14 protein-coding genes are annotated in these 17,129 nt (G+C 69.3%); 4 read left to right on the forward strand and 10 right to left on the reverse strand.

Features of this window, described 5'->3' with window-relative positions; all coding sequences use genetic code 11:
- Positions 1-66 precede the first annotated feature (66 nt).
- The 7 genes from ACFE87_RS03070 to paaA all read right to left on the reverse strand — a co-directional run bounded on the left by ACFE87_RS03070 (position 67) and on the right by paaA (position 6,767).
- The gene (locus ACFE87_RS03070; RefSeq protein ID WP_375458136.1) at positions 67-981 is read right to left on the reverse strand and encodes a manganese catalase family protein; all 915 of its coding nucleotides are present in this window, start codon (positions 979-981) and stop codon (positions 67-69) included.
- Between the two features lie 146 nt (positions 982-1,127).
- A complete protein-coding gene (gene paaK / locus ACFE87_RS03075) occupies positions 1,128-2,420 on the reverse strand; it encodes a phenylacetate--CoA ligase PaaK (RefSeq protein WP_375458137.1) in 1,293 nt (430 codons plus the stop codon).
- A 104-nt stretch (positions 2,421-2,524) separates the two neighbouring features.
- Entirely contained in the window at positions 2,525-3,607 is a 1,083-nt protein-coding gene (gene paaE, locus ACFE87_RS03080; protein WP_375458138.1) for a 1,2-phenylacetyl-CoA epoxidase subunit PaaE, read from the reverse strand.
- A gap of 139 nt (positions 3,608-3,746) precedes the next feature.
- Positions 3,747-4,307 carry a 1,2-phenylacetyl-CoA epoxidase subunit PaaD gene (paaD, locus tag ACFE87_RS03085; RefSeq protein WP_375458139.1) on the reverse strand — a complete coding sequence of 187 codons (561 nt, stop codon included), beginning with the start codon at positions 4,305-4,307 and terminating at the stop codon, positions 3,747-3,749.
- The gene (gene paaC, locus ACFE87_RS03090) at positions 4,304-5,056 is read right to left on the reverse strand and encodes a 1,2-phenylacetyl-CoA epoxidase subunit PaaC (RefSeq protein ID WP_375458182.1); all 753 of its coding nucleotides are present in this window, start codon (positions 5,054-5,056) and stop codon (positions 4,304-4,306) included. Before paaC ends, paaD begins: the two co-directional genes overlap by 4 nt.
- A gap of 101 nt (positions 5,057-5,157) precedes the next feature.
- Positions 5,158-5,445 carry a 1,2-phenylacetyl-CoA epoxidase subunit PaaB gene (paaB, locus tag ACFE87_RS03095; protein ID WP_375458140.1) on the reverse strand — a complete coding sequence of 96 codons (288 nt, stop codon included), beginning with the start codon at positions 5,443-5,445 and terminating at the stop codon, positions 5,158-5,160.
- A 323-nt stretch (positions 5,446-5,768) separates the two neighbouring features.
- A complete protein-coding gene (gene paaA, locus ACFE87_RS03100) occupies positions 5,769-6,767 on the reverse strand; it encodes a 1,2-phenylacetyl-CoA epoxidase subunit PaaA (RefSeq protein ID WP_375458141.1) in 999 nt (332 codons plus the stop codon).
- Between the two features lie 183 nt (positions 6,768-6,950).
- Here paaA and ACFE87_RS03105 point away from each other — a divergent pair, with 183 nt between their 5' ends.
- The 4 genes from ACFE87_RS03105 to ACFE87_RS03120 are packed head-to-tail and all read left to right on the forward strand — an operon-like array spanning position 6,951 to position 11,045.
- On the forward strand, positions 6,951-7,988 hold the full coding sequence (locus tag ACFE87_RS03105) for a branched-chain amino acid ABC transporter permease (protein ID WP_375458142.1): 1,038 nt from the start codon (positions 6,951-6,953) through the stop codon (positions 7,986-7,988).
- Positions 7,985-9,820, forward strand: coding sequence for an ATP-binding cassette domain-containing protein (locus tag ACFE87_RS03110; protein ID WP_375458143.1), 1,836 nt, complete (start codon positions 7,985-7,987; stop codon positions 9,818-9,820). The genes ACFE87_RS03105 and ACFE87_RS03110 overlap by 4 nt, the downstream gene beginning before the upstream one ends.
- Positions 9,817-10,545, forward strand: a complete 729-nt coding sequence (locus tag ACFE87_RS03115; protein ID WP_375458144.1) for an ABC transporter ATP-binding protein — start codon at positions 9,817-9,819, stop codon at positions 10,543-10,545. The genes ACFE87_RS03110 and ACFE87_RS03115 overlap by 4 nt, the downstream gene beginning before the upstream one ends.
- Positions 10,542-11,045 (forward strand): GNAT family N-acetyltransferase, encoded by a 504-nt coding sequence (locus ACFE87_RS03120; RefSeq protein ID WP_375458145.1) that lies wholly within the window; start codon positions 10,542-10,544, stop codon positions 11,043-11,045. Before ACFE87_RS03115 ends, ACFE87_RS03120 begins: the two co-directional genes overlap by 4 nt.
- Positions 11,046-11,142: 97 nt before the next feature.
- Here the strand turns inward: ACFE87_RS03120 and ACFE87_RS03125 are convergent, their stop codons facing one another.
- The 3 genes from ACFE87_RS03125 to ACFE87_RS03135 all read right to left on the reverse strand — a co-directional run bounded on the left by ACFE87_RS03125 (position 11,143) and on the right by ACFE87_RS03135 (position 17,122).
- The gene (locus ACFE87_RS03125) at positions 11,143-13,215 is read right to left on the reverse strand and encodes a hypothetical protein (protein ID WP_375458146.1); all 2,073 of its coding nucleotides are present in this window, start codon (positions 13,213-13,215) and stop codon (positions 11,143-11,145) included.
- A 184-nt stretch (positions 13,216-13,399) separates the two neighbouring features.
- Entirely contained in the window at positions 13,400-16,204 is a 2,805-nt protein-coding gene (locus tag ACFE87_RS03130) for a DUF4159 domain-containing protein (RefSeq protein ID WP_375458147.1), read from the reverse strand.
- Positions 16,205-17,122, reverse strand: coding sequence for a DUF58 domain-containing protein (locus tag ACFE87_RS03135; protein ID WP_375458148.1), 918 nt, complete (start codon positions 17,120-17,122; stop codon positions 16,205-16,207).
- Between the last annotated feature and the right edge of the window lie 7 nt (positions 17,123-17,129).

Genomic DNA, 17,129 nt, shown 5'->3' on the forward strand with positions numbered 1-17,129 from the left:
CCGGCATTCAGGCAAGACTTGCTGGGCCCCGGCTTTCGCCGGGGTGAGCGGTGGGGGAGCGATCGATCAGCGGCTCTTCTTGTAGAGCTTGCTCGCGATCTCGAACATCTCCTCGGGCGCGTAATCGGGCGCGAAGGCGGGGTAGTTGCCGAGAAGCTCGGCCATCTGCCCGCCGTTCGGCGCACCGTCGACCACCTCCAGATTGCCCGGCGGATCACCCGGCAGAGCCTTCTCGTCGCTCGACCATACCCCCGCGGCCTCGGCGTAGTCCGGCGAGCCGAAGCGGTACAGACGACGGTGGCTGCCTTCCTGGAGATACTTCTGGCATTCCGGAATGTTGCCCGTCGGGATGTTGGGGGTCGGCAGCATCTTCTCGATTTCGACGCCAGTCAGCTTCTTGAGCGCGAGTGCATAGGCGTGCGCGTGGACGGCGCCGCGCACCAGGAGATAGCCGCAAACCTCGCGGCCGGTCGGCTCCGTCATGGTCTCGTAGACGCGCAGCTTATGGATGCGGGCGCCGCATTCGAGGTGGAAGTTGTGCAGGAGATCCATGATCAGGTTGCCGGTGGTCGTCACCATGTCGACGTTCCACGACATGCTGTTGGAGTTCACCGGCAGGGCGCCGCCTCCGGCGGAGAAGAAGCTCGCGGCCGATCGGACATCCTGCATGGCTTCGAAGGGTGCGTCCGAGATGTCGGCGCCCGACGTCGGGTCGCCCGGACCGTTGTTCAGCATCGCGATGCCGTTCGAGACGAGCTCGACGTGGCCGAGCTCCTCCTGGAAGATGGTCGAGACGAGCCCATAGAAGGGCCGCAACTTCGTCTTGTTGCGGAAATTGAAGCTCTGGAACATGTAGTTCCCAAGCGTGGACATCTCGCCGTACTTGCCGCCCAGCAATTCCTGCAGGGCCGCGGCCGCATTCGGGTTGGGGGCTTTGGGCTCCGGCAATTCAGCCTGGAGCTTGTCGATGCGCATGAACATAGGCAGTCCTTCAGGGTCGACGTGACCCCTGGCATGACAAGACCGGCGCCGCGGGGAGTTCCACCGACGATGCAATGTCCGATTCGAGACATACCGATGGGGAGTATGCGCGGCCGCCGTTCTGGCCCTGATCGTGGCCTGCCGTCTCAGGCGCCCGGACGGCGATCAACCACCCGTTTTGCCTTGCCGGCCGAGCGCTCCAGCGAGCCCGGAGCCCGGACCTTGACCCGGGCCGTGATGCCGATGGTGCCCTTGATCAGCGTGGCAAGCCTCTCGCCTTCGGCGTCCAACCCCTGCCCGTCCCAACTGTCCGGCCGGGCCTCCGCCAGGATCGTCATCGCGTCGAGACGCCCTTCGCGGGTCAGCTCGATCAGGAAGTGGCCGCCGCACCAGCGACAGCCCAGCAAAGCCTCCTCGATCTGGCTCGGGAACACGTTGACGCCGCGCAGGATGATCATGTCGTCGGAGCGGCCGGTGACCTTGTCCATCCGGCGCATCGAGGGCCGCGCGGTGCCGGGCCTGAGGCGGGTCAGGTCGCGCGTGCGGTAGCGGATGACCGGGAAGGCCTCCTTGGTCAGCGACGTGAAGACGAGCTCGCCGAGTTCGCCGTCCGGCAGCACCGCTCCCGTCGTCGGATCGATGATCTCCGGATAGAAATGGTCCTCCCAGACGTGGAGGCCGTCCTTCGTCTCGCGGCATTCCATCGACACGCCGGGCCCGATCACCTCGGTCAGCCCATAGATGTCGACGGCATCCATGCCGAAGGCGCTTTCGATCTCGGCCCGCATGGCGTTGGTCCAGGGCTCGGCCCCGAAGATGCCGATTTCGAGCGAACTCTCGCGCGGGTCGATCCCGAGGCGCCTGAACTCGTCGAGGATCGCCAGCATGTAGGACGGCGTGACCGTGATCAGCTCGGGGCGGAAATCGGTGATGAGCTGCACCTGCCGCTCCGTCATCCCGCCCGAGATCGGCACGACCGTGAGGCCGAGCCGCTCGGCCCCGGCATGGACGCCGAGCCCGCCCGTGAAGAGCCCGTAGCCGTAGGCGTTGTGGAGCATCTGGCCGGGCTTCGCGCCCGCCGCTCGGAGCGAGCGGGCCATCACCTCGGCCCACATGTCGAGATCGGCCTGGGTATAGGCCGCGACGATCGGCTTGCCGGTCGTGCCGGAAGAAGCGTGGATGCGCACGCAGCGTTCGCGCGGCACGGCCAGCATGCCGAACGGGTAGGTCTGGCGCAGGTCGGCCTTGGCGAGGCACGGAAACCTGGCGAGGTCGGAGAGGTGGTGGAAGTCGCCGGGCGCGACACCCGCCGCGTCGAAGGCGGCGCGGTAATGCGGGACGTTGTCGTAGGCGCGGTGCAGCGTCTTCGCGAGGCGCTCGGTCTGAAGCGACGCGAGTTCGTCGCGGCTCATCCGCTCCGCGGGATCGAGTTGATTCATCGCGCGTCGTTCGCTCCCTCGCCCTCCGCTCGCCCCGGCGCAGGCCGGGGCCCAGGCGGCCTGGATCCCGGCTTTCGCCGGGACGAGCGGATCTTTCGTCTCAGCTACATCGCGTCGAAGTCCACGACCACCCGATCCGTTATCGGGTGCGCCTGGCAGGTCAGCACGAACCCGGCCTCGAGCTCCCAAGGCTCGAGCGAGTAGTTCAGGTCCATCCGGACCTCGCCCTCGACCACCTTGGCGCGACAGGTGGAGCACATCCCGCCGCGGCAGGCATAAGGCAGGTCCATCCCGGCCCGGAGCGCGGCGTCGAGGATCGCCTCGCCCTCCCGGATCGGCACCTCGCGGCGCTTGCCGTCGGCGATCAGCGCCGCGACGCGGGACGGTCTCTCCTCGCTGCGGGGTAGTTCGATCCGTCTCGGCCGAGGCTTGCCGCCGAATTCCGAGACGAAGCGCTCGTGGTGGATGCGATCGGTCGGGACGCCGAGTTCGCGCGCGACAGCCTCGACATCCTCGCTCATGCCGAGCGGCCCGCAGATGAAGAGGTGATCGATCGCCGCTGCCGGGACGATGTGGGTCAGCAGCAGCCGGGCCTTGTCGCGGTCGAGCCGCCCGTTCAGCACCGGCACGTCCTGCTCCTCCTGGGAGAGGACGTGGAACACGGACAGGCGGTCGAGATAGCGGTCCTTCAGCTCCTCCACCGCCTCGCGGAACAGCATCTCGGTCGTCGACCGGTTGCCATAGAAGAGGAAGACGCGGCTCTGCGGCTCGCCCGCGAGGAGACCGCGTATGATCGACAGGATCGGCGTGATCCCGGACCCGGCCGCGAAGCCGACATGGATGCGCGACGAACCCGGCTCGGGCCCGACGCCGAAGCGGCCGGTCGGCGTCATCACGTCGATAGCGTGCCCGACGGACAATGCCTCGTTGGCGAAGGTGGAAAAGGCGCCGTTCTCGACCCGCTTCACGCCGATCCGGAGTTCCCGCTCCTCCGGTCCGGACGAGATGGAGTACGAGCGCCGGACCTCCTCGCCGTCGATCTCGCTCCTGAGGGTGAGGTACTGGCCAGGCTGGAAGGCGTAGGCCGGGGCGAGGTCCGGCGGGATCGCAAAAGCGACCGACACGGCGTCCGGCGTCTCGCGCCGGACGTCCGAGACGGTGAGGCGGTGGAAGCGGGGCGGGATCATGACCGACCACCGTCATTCCGAGGCTCGCCGCAGGCGAGAACCCGGAACCCACGGATATCCGTGACCCTGGGAAGGCTGGGCAGCGCGGTGCGAACCGTGGGTTCCGGGTTCCGCTTCGCGGCCCCGGAATGACGGGAAGCTAATGGCATCGAAAGTAATCGAACGGCTCGCGGCAGGCGCGACAGCGCCAGAGCGCCTTGCAGGAGGTCGAGCCGAACTCGGCGAGCCGCTCCGTGTCCGCCGAGCCGCATTGAGGGCAGATGACGCTCTCCACACCGAAGAGCGCGCGCCGACCACCCTCGCGCGACGGCGGCGCGATGCCGTAGGCGAGAAGCTTGTCCCGTCCGGCCTCCGTCATCCAGGCCGTCGTCCAGGCCGGATGCAGCACGGTCCGGACCTCCGCACCCTGAATGCCGGCCCGGTCGAGCGCGAGCCCGATCTCGACCGCGATCATGTTCATGGCCGGACAGCCGGAATAGGTCGGCGTGATGGTGACGACGACGCGTCCGTTCTCGATCGCGACGTTCCGCAGGATGCCGAGATCCTCGATCGAGAGAACGGGGATCTCGGGATCCACCACCTCGGACGTCGCCGCGCGGGCACGGGTGAGGAGCGCCGCGACGTTCTCCCCTCTCCCTTGCGGGGAGGGGCCGGGGGTGGGGGTGGTGCAGAAGGAACCACTGGCGGGGCCGTCGCTCACCACGTCGCTCCCGGATAGCTCCGCTGCAGGAACTGCATCTCGGACAGGAGATGGCCGAGATGCTCCGAATGCCGGCCGTGGCGCCCCCCGGACTGCATCCAGGTTCCGGACGGCAGCGTCAGCGTCGCCTCGGCGAGCACGGCCGACACCGTCTGCATCCAGCCGGCCCGCAGGCTCTCGGGATCGACCGCGATGCCGGCCTCGACCAGCGCGCGCTCGGCAGCGTCGGTCTCGAACATCTCGCCCGTATACGGCCAGAGCGTCTCCAGCGCCTCAGCCGCCCGGGCGTGGCTCTCCGCGGTGCCGTCGCCGAGCCGGATCACCCATTCGGCCGTGTGGCGCAGGTGGTAGGCGCTCTCCTTCTCGGATTTCGCCGCGATCGCCGAGAGGGTCGCGTCTGCCGAGGCCATGGTGGCGCGCCAGAACGGGTCGGCGAAGGCCGCGTGGAGGAATTGGCGCAAAATGGTGTGGGCGAAATCGCCGTTCGGCAGTTCCGCCAGGAGCAGGTTCCGGTAGGCTGGCGCGTCCCGCAGATAGGCGAGCTGGTCCTCGTCGCGCCCCGCGCCCTCGACCTCCGCCGCATATTGGTAGAGCGAGCGCGCCTGCCCGATCAGGTCGAGCCCGATATTGGCCAAAGCCATGTCCTCCTCGAGCATCGGCCCATGCCCGCACCATTCGGACAGGCGATGGCCGAGGACGAGCGCATCGTCGGCGCGGCGGAGCGTGTAGAGGGCGAGCGGGTTTGTCATGACGTCCGTGGCGGTCACGTCATCCTCCGCTCACCCCGGCGAAAGCCGGGGCCCAGCTTTCCCTGGATCCCCGGCTTGCGCCGGCATGGGCGGACAACACATCACATATGCCCCACATCGTCCGGCACCTCGTAGAAAGTCGGGTGCCGGTAGATCTTCGACTCCGCGGGTTCGAACAGCATGCCCTTGTCGGCCGGGTCCGAAGCCGTGATGGCCGAGGACGGCACGACCCAGACCGACAGCCCCTCGCCGCGGCGGGTGTAGACGTCGCGCGCCGCTTGCAGGGCCATGGTCGCATCGGCAGCGTGGAGCGAGCCGACATGCTTGTGGGCGAGGCCGTTGCGGGAGCGGATGAAGATTTCCCAGAGGGGTGTGTTGGGGGTGGGCATATCAGGCCTTACAAATAATAATAATTGTTATTATGTGTGACTTGAGGGTTCATCCGGACCCTTAAGAGCGGAGTTACTCTCATGCAGCCCCATGCGACCATCGACTCAGTCTACGAGTCTCTAACGTACGAAAAGTTCGCTATCGTCAACGAAAACAGACTCATGAGGCTATTGAACGTCGACTACGATCGAGTGACTGCAAATCGGATGAACGAACTACAAGAAGGATTTCGTGACTACACTGAGAATCGCCGCGACAGGATCCACTACTACCGCATTCATGGAAATATCCATGTGTATTCGCTGATCGCGAACGAACCCGGCTAGGCGGCTAGATCGAGAAGCGCTATCCGCGTGCGGCGCTTCTCGACATAAGCAGCGGCCGCCTCGCGGACCCATTCGCCCTCGCGATGCGCCTTGCGGCGGGCGGCCAGGCGCTCGCGGTTGCAGGGGCCGTCGCCCGCGATGACGCGCTTCAGCTCGCTCCAGTCGATCGCGCCGTAGCGGTAGGAGCCGGTTTCCTCGTCGAGCTGCAACTCGGGGTCCGGCATGGTCAGACCGAGATAGGCGGCCTGGGGCACGGTCGCGTCGACGAATTTCTGGCGCAGCTCGTCGTTCGAGAAGCGCTTGATCTTCCAGCGCGTCGACTGGTCAGAATGCTGGCTCGCCGTGTCCGGCGGCCCGAACATCATCAGGCAGGGCCACCACCAGCGGTTCAACGCGTCCTGCGCCATCGCCTTCTGGTCCGGATTGCCTTTCGCCAGCGTCATCATGATCTCGAAGCCCTGGCGCTGGTGGAAGCTCTCCTCTTTGCAGACGCGGATCATCGCTCGGGCATAGGGGCCGTAGGAGCAGCGGCAGAGCGGGATCTGGTTCATGATCGCGGCGCCGTCGACGAGCCAGCCGATCGCCCCGATATCGGCCCAGGTCAGGGTCGGGTAGTTGAAGATCGAGGAATACTTGGCCTTGCCGGACAGGAGTGCGTCGACGAGCTCCTCGCGGCTGGCGCCGAGCGTCTCGGCGGCTGCGTAAAGATAGAGGCCGTGGCCGCATTCGTCCTGGACCTTGGCCAGCAATGCGGCCTTGCGGCGAAGCGTCGGGGCGCGGGTGAGCCAATTGCCTTCCGGCAGCATGCCGACGATCTCGGAATGGGCGTGCTGCGAGATCTGCCGGGTCAGCGTGCGGCGGTAGGCCTCCGGCATGCGGTCGTTCGGCTCGATCCGGTCGTCGGCATCGATCCGGTCCTGAAAAAGGCGGGCAAGCTCGGCATCTTCGAGCGCGGGCGGCTCTCGGTCGGGCGCATTCAGGGCCTGAGTGTACATGCGTCCTCCCGACGTCTCCCCTTCTCATATGCGGCGGCCCATCCCGACATCAAGGTGGACGGGCGGCCTACGGCCGAGCTTGCTTGACGGGCGGCGAGGATCGCGGTCAAGACGGGGCGGCGGGCGGCCGCGAAGACGAGCCGCCGCGGGGAGGCCGGACAGATCGCGGCCGAGAGGCATGCTTTGGACCTGTCGATCTTCCTGATCCTCTTCCAGGACGGCATCGTCAACGCCGCCATCTACGCGCTCCTCGCGCTCGCCATGGTGCTGGTCTTCACCGTCACCCGGGTCATCTTCGTGCCGATCGGCGAATTCGTTTCCTTCGGGGCGCTGAGCCTTGCCGCGATCGAGCTCGGCCGGATGCCCGGGACGGTCTGGCTGCTCCTCCTCTTCGGCGTGGCGTCCGGGATCGTAACGCTGTGGAGCGAGCGCCGCGCCCTCACCCCCCGAATCTGGATCGCGACGCTGGCCGAGACCGTCGTTCTTCCCGTCGCGATCGCCGGGCTTGTCGCGGTGCTGGCGCCCGGAAAACCCGCGCAGATCGTGCAGATCCTTCTCGCGCTCGCCGTGACGGCCCCGCTCGGGCTCTACATCTACGGGGCAGTCTACCGGCCGCTCGCCGAGGCCTCCGTCCTGGTCCTCCTGATCGTCTCCGTGGCGCTCCACATCGCGCTGGTCGGCCTCGGCCTCATCTTCTTCGGGGCAGAGGGCTCCCGCACGACGCCCCTGTCGCGGGCGAGCTTCACGCTTGGCGACCTGTCGCTGTCCGGCCAGGCGGCCTCGGTGCTGGTCGTCACCGCGATCCTGATCGCCGCACTCTACCTGTTCTTCGGCCGCACGCTGATCGGCAAGGCCCTGCAGGCGACGGCGGTCAACCGCGTGGGCGCAAGACTCGTCGGCATCTCGCCGCTCTTCTCGGGCCGGTTCGCCTTCGGGCTCGCGGCGCTGATCGGTACGCTCGGCGGCATCCTGATCTCGCCGCTCACCACCATCTACTACGACACAGGCTTCATTATCGGGCTGAAGGGGTTCGTGGCCGCCATCATCGGTGGGCTCGTCAGCTACCCAGTCGCCGCCGGGGCCGCGCTTCTCGTCGGCGTGATCGAGAGCTTCGCCTCCTTCCATGCGAGCGAACTGAAGGAGGTGATCGTCTTCATGATCATCGTCCCGATCCTGCTCGTGCGCTCGCAGGGTGCGCTCGTCCTCGAGGACGAGGAGTGAGCCCGGCCCGCATCGCGGCCGCCCTCGCGCTCGCCGCCGCCATCGCCCTGCCCCTGGTCCCCGGTATCCCGGCCTATTGGATCACGCTCGGCAGCCTGATCGGCCTCTCGGCCATCGTGGCGCTCGGCATCGTGGTGCTGACCGGGGTCGCGAATGTCGTCTCCTTCGGCCAGGCCATGTTCGTCGGGTTCGGGGCCTACACGACCGCGATCCTCACGACCCGCTACGGCTGGCCGCCGCTCGCGACGCTGCCGATCGCGATCGGGCTCACCGGCCTCTTCGCCTGGGGCATCGGCGCGATCACGCTCCGCCTGCGCGGCCATTACCTCCCGGTTGCGACCATCGCCTGGAATATCAGCTTCTTCTACCTGACCGGCGGGCTCGATTTCTTCCGCCGCTTCGACGGCATCTCGGGCATCCCGCCGATCGAGGTCGGCGGGATCAGCTTCGCGGGCGGCGCGAATTTCTATCTCCTGACCCTCGCGATCCTCCTCGCGCTCGTCGTCGTCACCGCGAACCTGCTCGATTCCCGGGTCGGACGCGCCATCCGCTCGCTGCGGGGCGGCGTGCTGGCGGCGGAAAGCTTCGGCATCGATACGGGCCGGGCCCGGATCCTCGCCTTCGTCTATGCGGCCGTGCTGGCGTCGATCTCGGGCTGGCTCTACGCGCATTTCCAGCGCGCCATCAACCCGTCGCCCTTCTCGATGGTGGCCTCGATCGACTACCTGCTCATGGCGGTGGCCGGCGGCATCGGCCAGATCGGCGGCGCGCTGCTGGGCGCCGCGCTCGTCACCATCGTGCGCGACAAGCTGCAGGACGTGCTGCCTTTCCTGGTCGGCACCCAGGGCAATTTCGAGTCGATCGTCTTTGGCTTCACGCTGATCCTGATTTTCCAGTTCGCGCCCGAAGGGTTGTGGCCGCATGTCCGGCGGTGGTTCGGGGTCACCCTCCGTCATTCCGGGGCCGCGAAGCGGAAACCGGAACCCATGGAAGGGCTACGGACCGGACGCGATCCACAGGTGGCGCAACCCGTGGGTTCCGGGTTCTCGCTACGCGAGCCCCGGAATGACGGGGTGGATGAACTCCTCTCCGTCTCGCACCTGCGAAAAACCTTCGGCGGCCTCGTCGCCGTGAACGATCTCAGCTTTCGGGTTGGTCCGGGCGAAATCGTCGGGCTGATCGGGCCGAACGGGGCCGGCAAGTCGACGAGCTTCAACCTGATCACCGGAATCCTGCCGGCGAGCGGCGGCTCGATCGGCTTTCGCGGCCACGAGCTCCGCGGCTGGCGCTCGCGCCGGATCGCCGGGCTCGGCATCGCCCGGACCTTCCAGCACGTAAAACTCGTCCACGGCATGAGCGTGCTCGACAACGTGGCGCTCGGCGCTCATCTGCACGGCCGGGCCGGCGCCGCATCGGGCGCGCTCCGGCTCGACCGGGCGGACGAGGCGCGGCTTTTCGCCCGGGCCTGGGACGCGCTGGAGCGGGTCGGCCTCGCCGGCGAAGCCGGGGCGATCGCGACCGAACTCGCGCTCGGCCAGCAGCGCCTCGTCGAGATTGCCCGGGCGCTGGCGCTCGGGCCTACCCTCCTCCTCCTCGACGAGCCGGCGGCAGGGCTTCGCCATGTCGAGAAGACGGCGCTGGCCGCGCTGCTGCGCCAGGTGCGCGAGACCGGCGTCGGCGTGCTCCTCGTCGAGCACGACATGGATTTCGTCATGGGCCTGACCGACCGGCTGGTCGTGATGAATTTCGGCTCCGAACTGGCGCAAGGCCAACCGGCCGAGATCCAGCGCGACCCGGCCGTGCTCGAAGCCTATCTGGGCAGCGCCGCGTGAGCGCGCCGATCCTCACCCTCGACCGACTCTCGGTCGCCTATGGCCGCGTCGAGGCCGTTCGCGAGGTGTCGCTCGCCGTGCCGGAAGGTGCGATCGTGACGATCCTCGGCCCGAACGGGGCCGGCAAGACGACGCTTCTCTCCGCGATCATGGGCATCCTGCCCTCGCGCGGCGGCGCGACCTTCCGGGGCACGCCCCTCTCGCGACGCTCGGTCGAGGATCGGGTCGCGGACGGGATGAGCCTCGTCGCCGAGAAGCGCGAGCTTTTCGTCACCATGAGCGTCGAGGACAATCTGCGACTGGGCGGCTTTCGCCGCCGCGGCACGCCCGGCTTCGGCGAAACTCTGGAGGCGATGTGGGCGCTCTTCCCGCGCCTTCTCGAACGCCGCACGCAGCTCGCCGGAACGCTGTCGGGCGGCGAGCGCCAGATGCTGGCGACGGCCCGCGCCCTGATGAGCGCACCGCGGCTGCTGATGCTGGACGAGCCCTCGCTCGGCCTCGCGCCCCTGATCGTGAAGGAGATCTTCCGGGCCATCGCGGATCTCCGCCGCACCGGCGTCTCGATCCTGCTCGTCGAGCAGAATGCCCGGGCCGCGCTGGAACTCGCGGATTACGCCTACGTGCTCGAGAATGGCGAGGTCGTGCTCGAAGGACCCGCGGCGGAGCTGCGCCGCGACGAGCGGGTCATCGCGACCTATCTGGGGATCAAGGCGGTGGCGACGTGAGCGACCTGGCCCTCCAGATCAGGCCCGAATTGCCGCATGATGCCGGCGCCATCGAGCGGCTGCACGAGCGCGCCTTCGGCCCGGGCCGCTTCGCCCGCACCGCCTTCCGGCTGCGCGAGCGCGCGCTCGGGACACCCGAACTCTGCTTCACAGCGCTCGTCGGCACGCTGATCGTCGGCTCGGTGCGAATCTCGCCGATCCTGATCGGAGCCGATCCCGCGCTGATGCTCGGGCCGCTCGCCGTGGAGCCGGCCTTCGAGAAGCGCGGCATCGGCGCGGCGCTGATCGAGCGCGCGCTCGATACGGCCCGGGCAGTCGGCCACCGGCTCGTGCTGCTCGTCGGCGACGAGCCCTATTACGCCCGCTTCGGCTTCCGCCGCGCCCCCGCCGGCCGCCTTGTTATGCCGGCCCCGGTCGATCCGGCCCGACTGCTCCTGGCCGAACTCGTGCCGGGCGCGGTCGAGGAGGCCGCCGGCCGCGTCGCCCCAATGAAGGGCTGACCTGCCCGCTCATAGCGGCGGAAGCCGGTACCCAGGGCCATCTGCGGCCGGGTTTGGACCCGGGCTTTCGCCGGGCTGAGCGAGGGTAGCGACACTCTCACGCCGCCCGGCGCCGTCCTTCCAGCAGCCAGGCCGCCAGCACGGCGCCGACCAGGAGCGCGAGGCCGAGGAGGCCGAGGCCGAGCGGCATGACGGAGACGCCCCGGATGATGGCGGAATCGTTCGGCCGTATCCCGATCCAATCGGCACCGGCCGAACGCGACCCCGACCTGACTGTCTGGATGCGCGGAACGGTCGGCGGACCCGCATCTCCAGCCACGCGCCGGCTCGAGCCGCCGGTCGCCTCCGCGACAGGCCGGAGGCGCTCGGTATCGGAGAACACGTCGGAGAGTTCGCGCGGGTTCGCGGCGCCGACGCTCGCGAAGGCGACGAGGTCGCCGGACCGAAGCGTGTGCAGGCCGAGTTCCGTCGCCCGCACCTGGGCGCGGAACAGGCCCGGCCGATCCTCGGCTGATGCGACCTGCTGCTCGCGGCCGCTCGGCGACAGGATCCGGACCGGCCCAGGATCGCCGCCCATGGTCTGGCGCTCCACCCGGATGTCGCGTCCGGAGACGCTGGCCCGCAGGGCCTCCTCCTCGAGCGCCGGTTCCTTCATCAGCCAATGCGCGAGGCGGCGCAGCAGGTCGACATGCGGGCCGCCGTCGTTATAGCCGCGCGCCCAGAGCCAGGCGTGGTCTGACAGGAGAAGCGCCACCCGACCCTTCTCCTCGCGGGCGAGGACCAGGAGCGGCTTCTCCTCGGCCCCGGCCATCACGCTGGTGCCGCGCCGGATGTCGGCCCCGATCGTCCGCAGCCACTCGCCCCAGGCCGGCGGGTTGCTTTCCGAGCCGGGCAGGTCGCGCGCCACCGGGTGGCGCTCGCCCTCGCGGGTGATCTTCGGCTTGAACGGCTCTTCGAGAATGCGCCCGTCAGGCCCGCCCGGCAGAATCGCCGCGAGCCGCGTCCGAGCGAGGCTCGATGCGCCGGAGAATTCCGGGCCCGCCGCGATCAGGAGCGCGCCGCCCTCCCGCACGTAGCGGGTGATGTTGTCGAAATAGGTCGACGGCAGGACGCTCTGATTCGCGTAGCGGTCGAAGATGATGAGGTCGAATTCCTTGATCTTCTGCTGGAACAGCTCGCGGGTCGGAAAGGCGATCAGCGACAATTCGTTGATCGGCGTCCCGTCCTGCTTCTCGGGCGGCCGCAGGATGGTGAAATGGACGAGATCCACATTCGCGTCGGACTTGAGGAGGTTGCGCCAGGTGCGCTCGCCCGGATGCGGCTCACCCGAAACGAGAAGCACCCGCAGCTTCTCGCGGATACCCTCGATCGTGACGACGGCCCGGTTGTTCGCGGGCGTGAGCTCGCCCGGAAGCTGATCGGCCTCGATCTCGACGACATTCGGGCCGCCATGCTCGACACGAACCGTGAGGCTGAAGGGCGCGCCGGTGCGGACCTCCTGGCTCAGGACCTGCTGCCCGTCGCGCCGCACCGTGACCCGGGCCGTACCGGTACCGCCGCGTTCGGAAACCTCGGCCCGGATCGTCTGCTCCTTGCCGACGATCCCGAAACGGGGCGCCTCGATGAGCGCGATGCGCCGGTCGCGCTCGTTCGGTCGTCCTGTCACGAGCGCGTGGATCGGCGCCTTGAAGCCGAGTTCCGCGGCATCGGGCGGGATGTCGTGGACGACGCCGTCGGTGACCATCAGCGCGCCCGCGAGCCGGTCGGGCGGCACGTCGGCGAGCGCTCGGCCCAGCGCCGCGAAAAGCCGCGTACCGTCCTCGCCCTCCCCGTCACCCGCCTCGACGAAACGGGTCTCGACATCCGGCATCGCACCGAGGCGCCGCTCCAACTCCTCGCGCACCCGGTTCGTCATCTCGGTCCGGTCGCCAAGGCCTTGCGACGCCGAGCGATCGACGACGACGGCGACGATGTCCCGGACCTTCTCGCGCTCCTCTTGGACGAGGGAGGGGTTCGCGAGCGCAGCCAGGACCAACGCCATCGCAAGCGCGCGCAACATCGCGACCGGTCCGCGCGCAATCACGGCCAGCACCGCCATCCCGAGCGCGAGGAGACCGAAGGCCGCGAGCGCCCAGATCGGGACCAGCGGCGTGAAGGAGAGGCTCAGCATGGGGCGGCCCTGCTTCTCCCCGCATGCGGTGAGAAGTAGAGTCGCACGTCAGTGCGACCGGATGAGGGGCATGGGAAATTCGCCGAAGACGTCGGCCCTTCGTTGCCCCTCACCCGGTCCGCGTGACCGCGGACTCGACCTCTCCCCGCTCGGGCCGGGAGAGGCAAAGAAGCCGCGTACCGCCTCACTGCCCCAGCCTTTCGAGCAAAGCCGGCACGTGGACCTGATCGGCTTTGTAATTCCCGGTGAGCGTATAGATGATGATGTTCACGCCGCCCCGGATCGCCATCTCGCGCTGGCGCGGGTCGGACCCGACGGTCGGGAACATCGGCTCGCCGGTCCGGCCGACGGCCCAGGCCCCCGCAAGGTCGTTCGAGGTGATCATGATCGGCGAAACCCCATCGCCGGCCCTGGCCGGGCGGCGCTCGCCCTCGACGGCCGGCGGCAGGGCCTCGACCCAGGTCTGGCCGGTCGCGTAGCGGCCCGCGAAGCTGTCGAGGAGGTAGAAAGTCTTCGTTAGCACGTGGTCGCGCGGCACGGGCTCCAGTTCCGGGATGTCCAGCGTCGACAGCATGCGGCGCAGGGTCTGGCCCTCGGGGCTCGGCGTGCCGCCGGGCCGGAAGCTCGCCGCGTCGCGGGTGTCGAACACGACCGTGCCGCCATTCTTCATGAAGGCGTCGAGCTTGCGGATCGCGGCCTCGCCGGGCTGGGCCTGCCGGGGCGCGATCGGCACGTAGAGCAGCGGGTAGAAGGCGAGTTCGTCGCGGGCGAGGTCGATCCCGATCGGGTCGCCCGGTTCAAGGGCGGTGCGGTTCGCGAGCGCCTGGGTGAGGCCCTGGAGACCGGCGCGGCTCGTCGCGTCGATCTGGGAGTCGCCGGTGATCACGTAGGCTAGGCGGGTGACCAGGGCCGGCTCGCTGGTCGAGCGCGGCCGCTCGTCTGCCGCCAGCGGCTGCGCGCCCGGCATCGGCGCCGCGGCGATCGCGAGCCCGAGGACCAGTGCCGCGGCAACCCGGGACGGGGCCGGGCGGCCGCGGAGGCGAAGTCGGGCGAGGTGCCCGCCGAGCCAGAGGGAGGCCAACGTGTCGAGGATCAGCATCAGGATGGCCACTGTCAGCAGGATGCCGCGAAGATCGAGCGTCTCGGCGGGCGCTAGAGGCTCCCGCCGGCCCGCGAGCGGCCCGAGGTCGAGAGGCAGCAGCTTGTCTCCGCCGACGAGCGCATTCACGGCGACGCTGGCATCAGCCGGGCCGTAGAAGCCGGGCGGATGTTCGTCGCGGGCACGCTCCGTGAAGGTGCGGGGGATCGGCCGGGCATTGGCATTCGGTGGCACGAAGGTCCCGAACCCGTCGAGCACGCGAGTCGGCGCGACGGTCGCGACCTCGCGCTTGCTCTCCTCGCCGGCGGCCGCCGCCTCGCCTGAGCCCGACAGGGCCACGACGCGGCGGAGCATATCGACGAAGAGGCCCGAGAGCGGCAGATTCGACCAGCCCGCATCCGCCGTCACATGGACGAGGACCACGAGGCCGTCCTTGCGCCGGTCGGCGGTGACGATCGGTGTGCCGTCCTCCAGCGCGGCCCAGGTGCGGCGGCCGAGATCGCCGTCCGGTTCGGCCAGGATCTGGCGCCGGACGCCGAGATCCGACGGGACCGCGAGGCCGTGGAAGGGGCTGTCGCGGCCGAAGGCAGCGAGCGTACGGGGCGCATCCCAGGAGAGCGCTCCGCCGAGATTGCGGCCGCCGCGCCGGAGCCGTACCGGGACGAGATCGTCGTTGCCGCCGGCGAGCCGCGTTCCGGCGAAGCGGAGCAGCAGCCCACCCTTCTCGACGAAAGCCGTGACCTTCGCGAGCGTGTCGCGGTCCATCGTGCCGACATCGGCCAGGACCAGGACCGAGACCTGCTGGTCGAGCAGGCTCGAAATAGCGTCGGACACCCCGCCCGGAGCCTCGCGCAGCTCCGAATAGGGCGCGAGCGCGCGGGCCAGGTAATAGGTGGGGGCGAGAAGCGGCTGGGCTTGGTCGGCCGAGGCGCCCGAGACGAGCCCGACGCGCCGCCGCCTGCCGCGCTCGTCGAACAAGGCGACGGCTCCGGCGGAGGCCTCGCCCTGGATGTCGATCCGGGCGATCGCGTTGCGGACCTCCATCGGCAGCGTGAAGGCGGCGCTGGTCTCGGTCGCGCCGGACGGGAAGGTGAACGGCACCTGGGCCAGCGGCAGCCCGCGCAGGTCGCCTGCCCGCAGCGTTCCGGAATCGCGCCCGTTCGGTTCCGCCCGGACGACCTTCACGGTGAGCTGCGCCGGAGCGTTTTCGCCTCCTGCCAGCGCGAGCGCGCCCGAGCGCGGGCCGGAGACGACCGCGATCCGGCGCTCGCCCGCAGCCTCGGCCAGCGCCGTCGCGAAACTGGCATCGCCGGCGCCTGATGTCCCGTCCGAGATCCAGACGATCTCGGCCGCCGGGGCCGCGGCCAGGTAGGTCCTAAGCGGGTCGAGATGCGGCCGGCGGTCGACCAGGATCGGCTGCGGCTTCACGGCGCGGACCCGTTCCAGCGCGGCGCCGGGCGCCGTCGCCGTCAACGCGCCGGGCTTGTCGGCGGTCGCCAGGATCGCGGTCGGACGACCCTCGCGGATCGTCGCCTCCACGCGCTCTTGCGCGTAGGCGGCCCGTTCGCGCCAGTCCCTCGCGGCCGGGAAGCCGTTGTCCAGAACCAGGACGAGCGGCCCACCCCCGCCCGTCGCACCGGAATTCCAGAGGGGACCGGAGACGGCGAGGATCAGGAAGGCTGCGACCGCGAGCCGAAGAATGAGGAGCCAGGGCGGCGTCCGGGCCGGCGTCTGACGTTCCGGCATCAGGTCGGCCAGGATCCGCAACGGCGGGAAGTCGATCCGGCGCGGCTGCGGCGGCGTCACGCGCAGCAGAAACCAGATCGCCGGCAGGGCGGCGAGGGCGGCCAGGATGGCAGGCGCCGCGAAGCTGAGGGGAAGCCCGAACATCTAGCCCATTCCTTGCCGGGCACTCGCGACGAGCGTCAGGATGCGGAGCGCGGCCTCGCTCGCCGGCCGATCGGTATGATGGAGGGTTAGGGTCCAGCCACGGCGCCGAACGAGTTCCTGCAAGGCGTCGCGGTGCTGCCGGATGCGGTCCCGGTACGCCCGGCCCCACGAGACGGCGTCGCCGATCCGAAGGACGAGCCCGGCTTCGAGATCGTGCAGCACCGCCTCGCCGTCGAAGGGGAAACTCTCCTCGACGGGATCGATCACCATCACGAGATGGCCGCGGGCGCCGCGGGCGGAGATCGCCTCCACGCAGGCCGCGATCTCAGGGATGGGCGACAGGAAATCCCCGACCATCACGACCTCGTTCTGCCGCGAGACGGGCTGCGGAGGAGGCAGGTCCTGATCGAGATCGTCCTCATGCGCGACGAGCGTCTGGGCGCAGAGCTCGGCGATCCGGCGGGAGGCGGAGGGGTTCGAGAGGCCGAGGAGCCCGACTCGCTCGCCGCCATCGACGAAGGTGTCGGCGAGCGCGAGCCCGATCACGAAGGCGCGCTCGACCTTGGACACCTGAGCCAGGTCCGACCGGAACGCCATCGAGGCCGAGCGGTCCATCCAGAGCCAAATGGCGTGCGGCGATTCCCATTCACGTTCGCGGACGTAGAGGCGGTCGTCCCGGCCCGAGCGGCGCCAATCCACCCGGGCCGCGGATTCGCCCGCCACGAAGGGCCGGAACTGCCAGAAGGTCTCGCCCGGTCCCGCCCTACGTCGGCCATGGATCCCGTGCGCGAGGCTCGCGGCCACGCGCCGCGCTTCGAGGATCAGGCGGGGCATGCGGGCGGCGAGCGAGAGCGCGGCGCCCGTGTCGTCACGGCCCGGCCTGCGGCTCGCTGTCGGCAGGACCGAGGTCTGCGCCATTCCGGTG

The organism is uncultured Enterovirga sp., from assembly GCF_964242715.1.
Lineage (GTDB): Bacteria > Pseudomonadota > Alphaproteobacteria > Rhizobiales > Beijerinckiaceae > Enterovirga.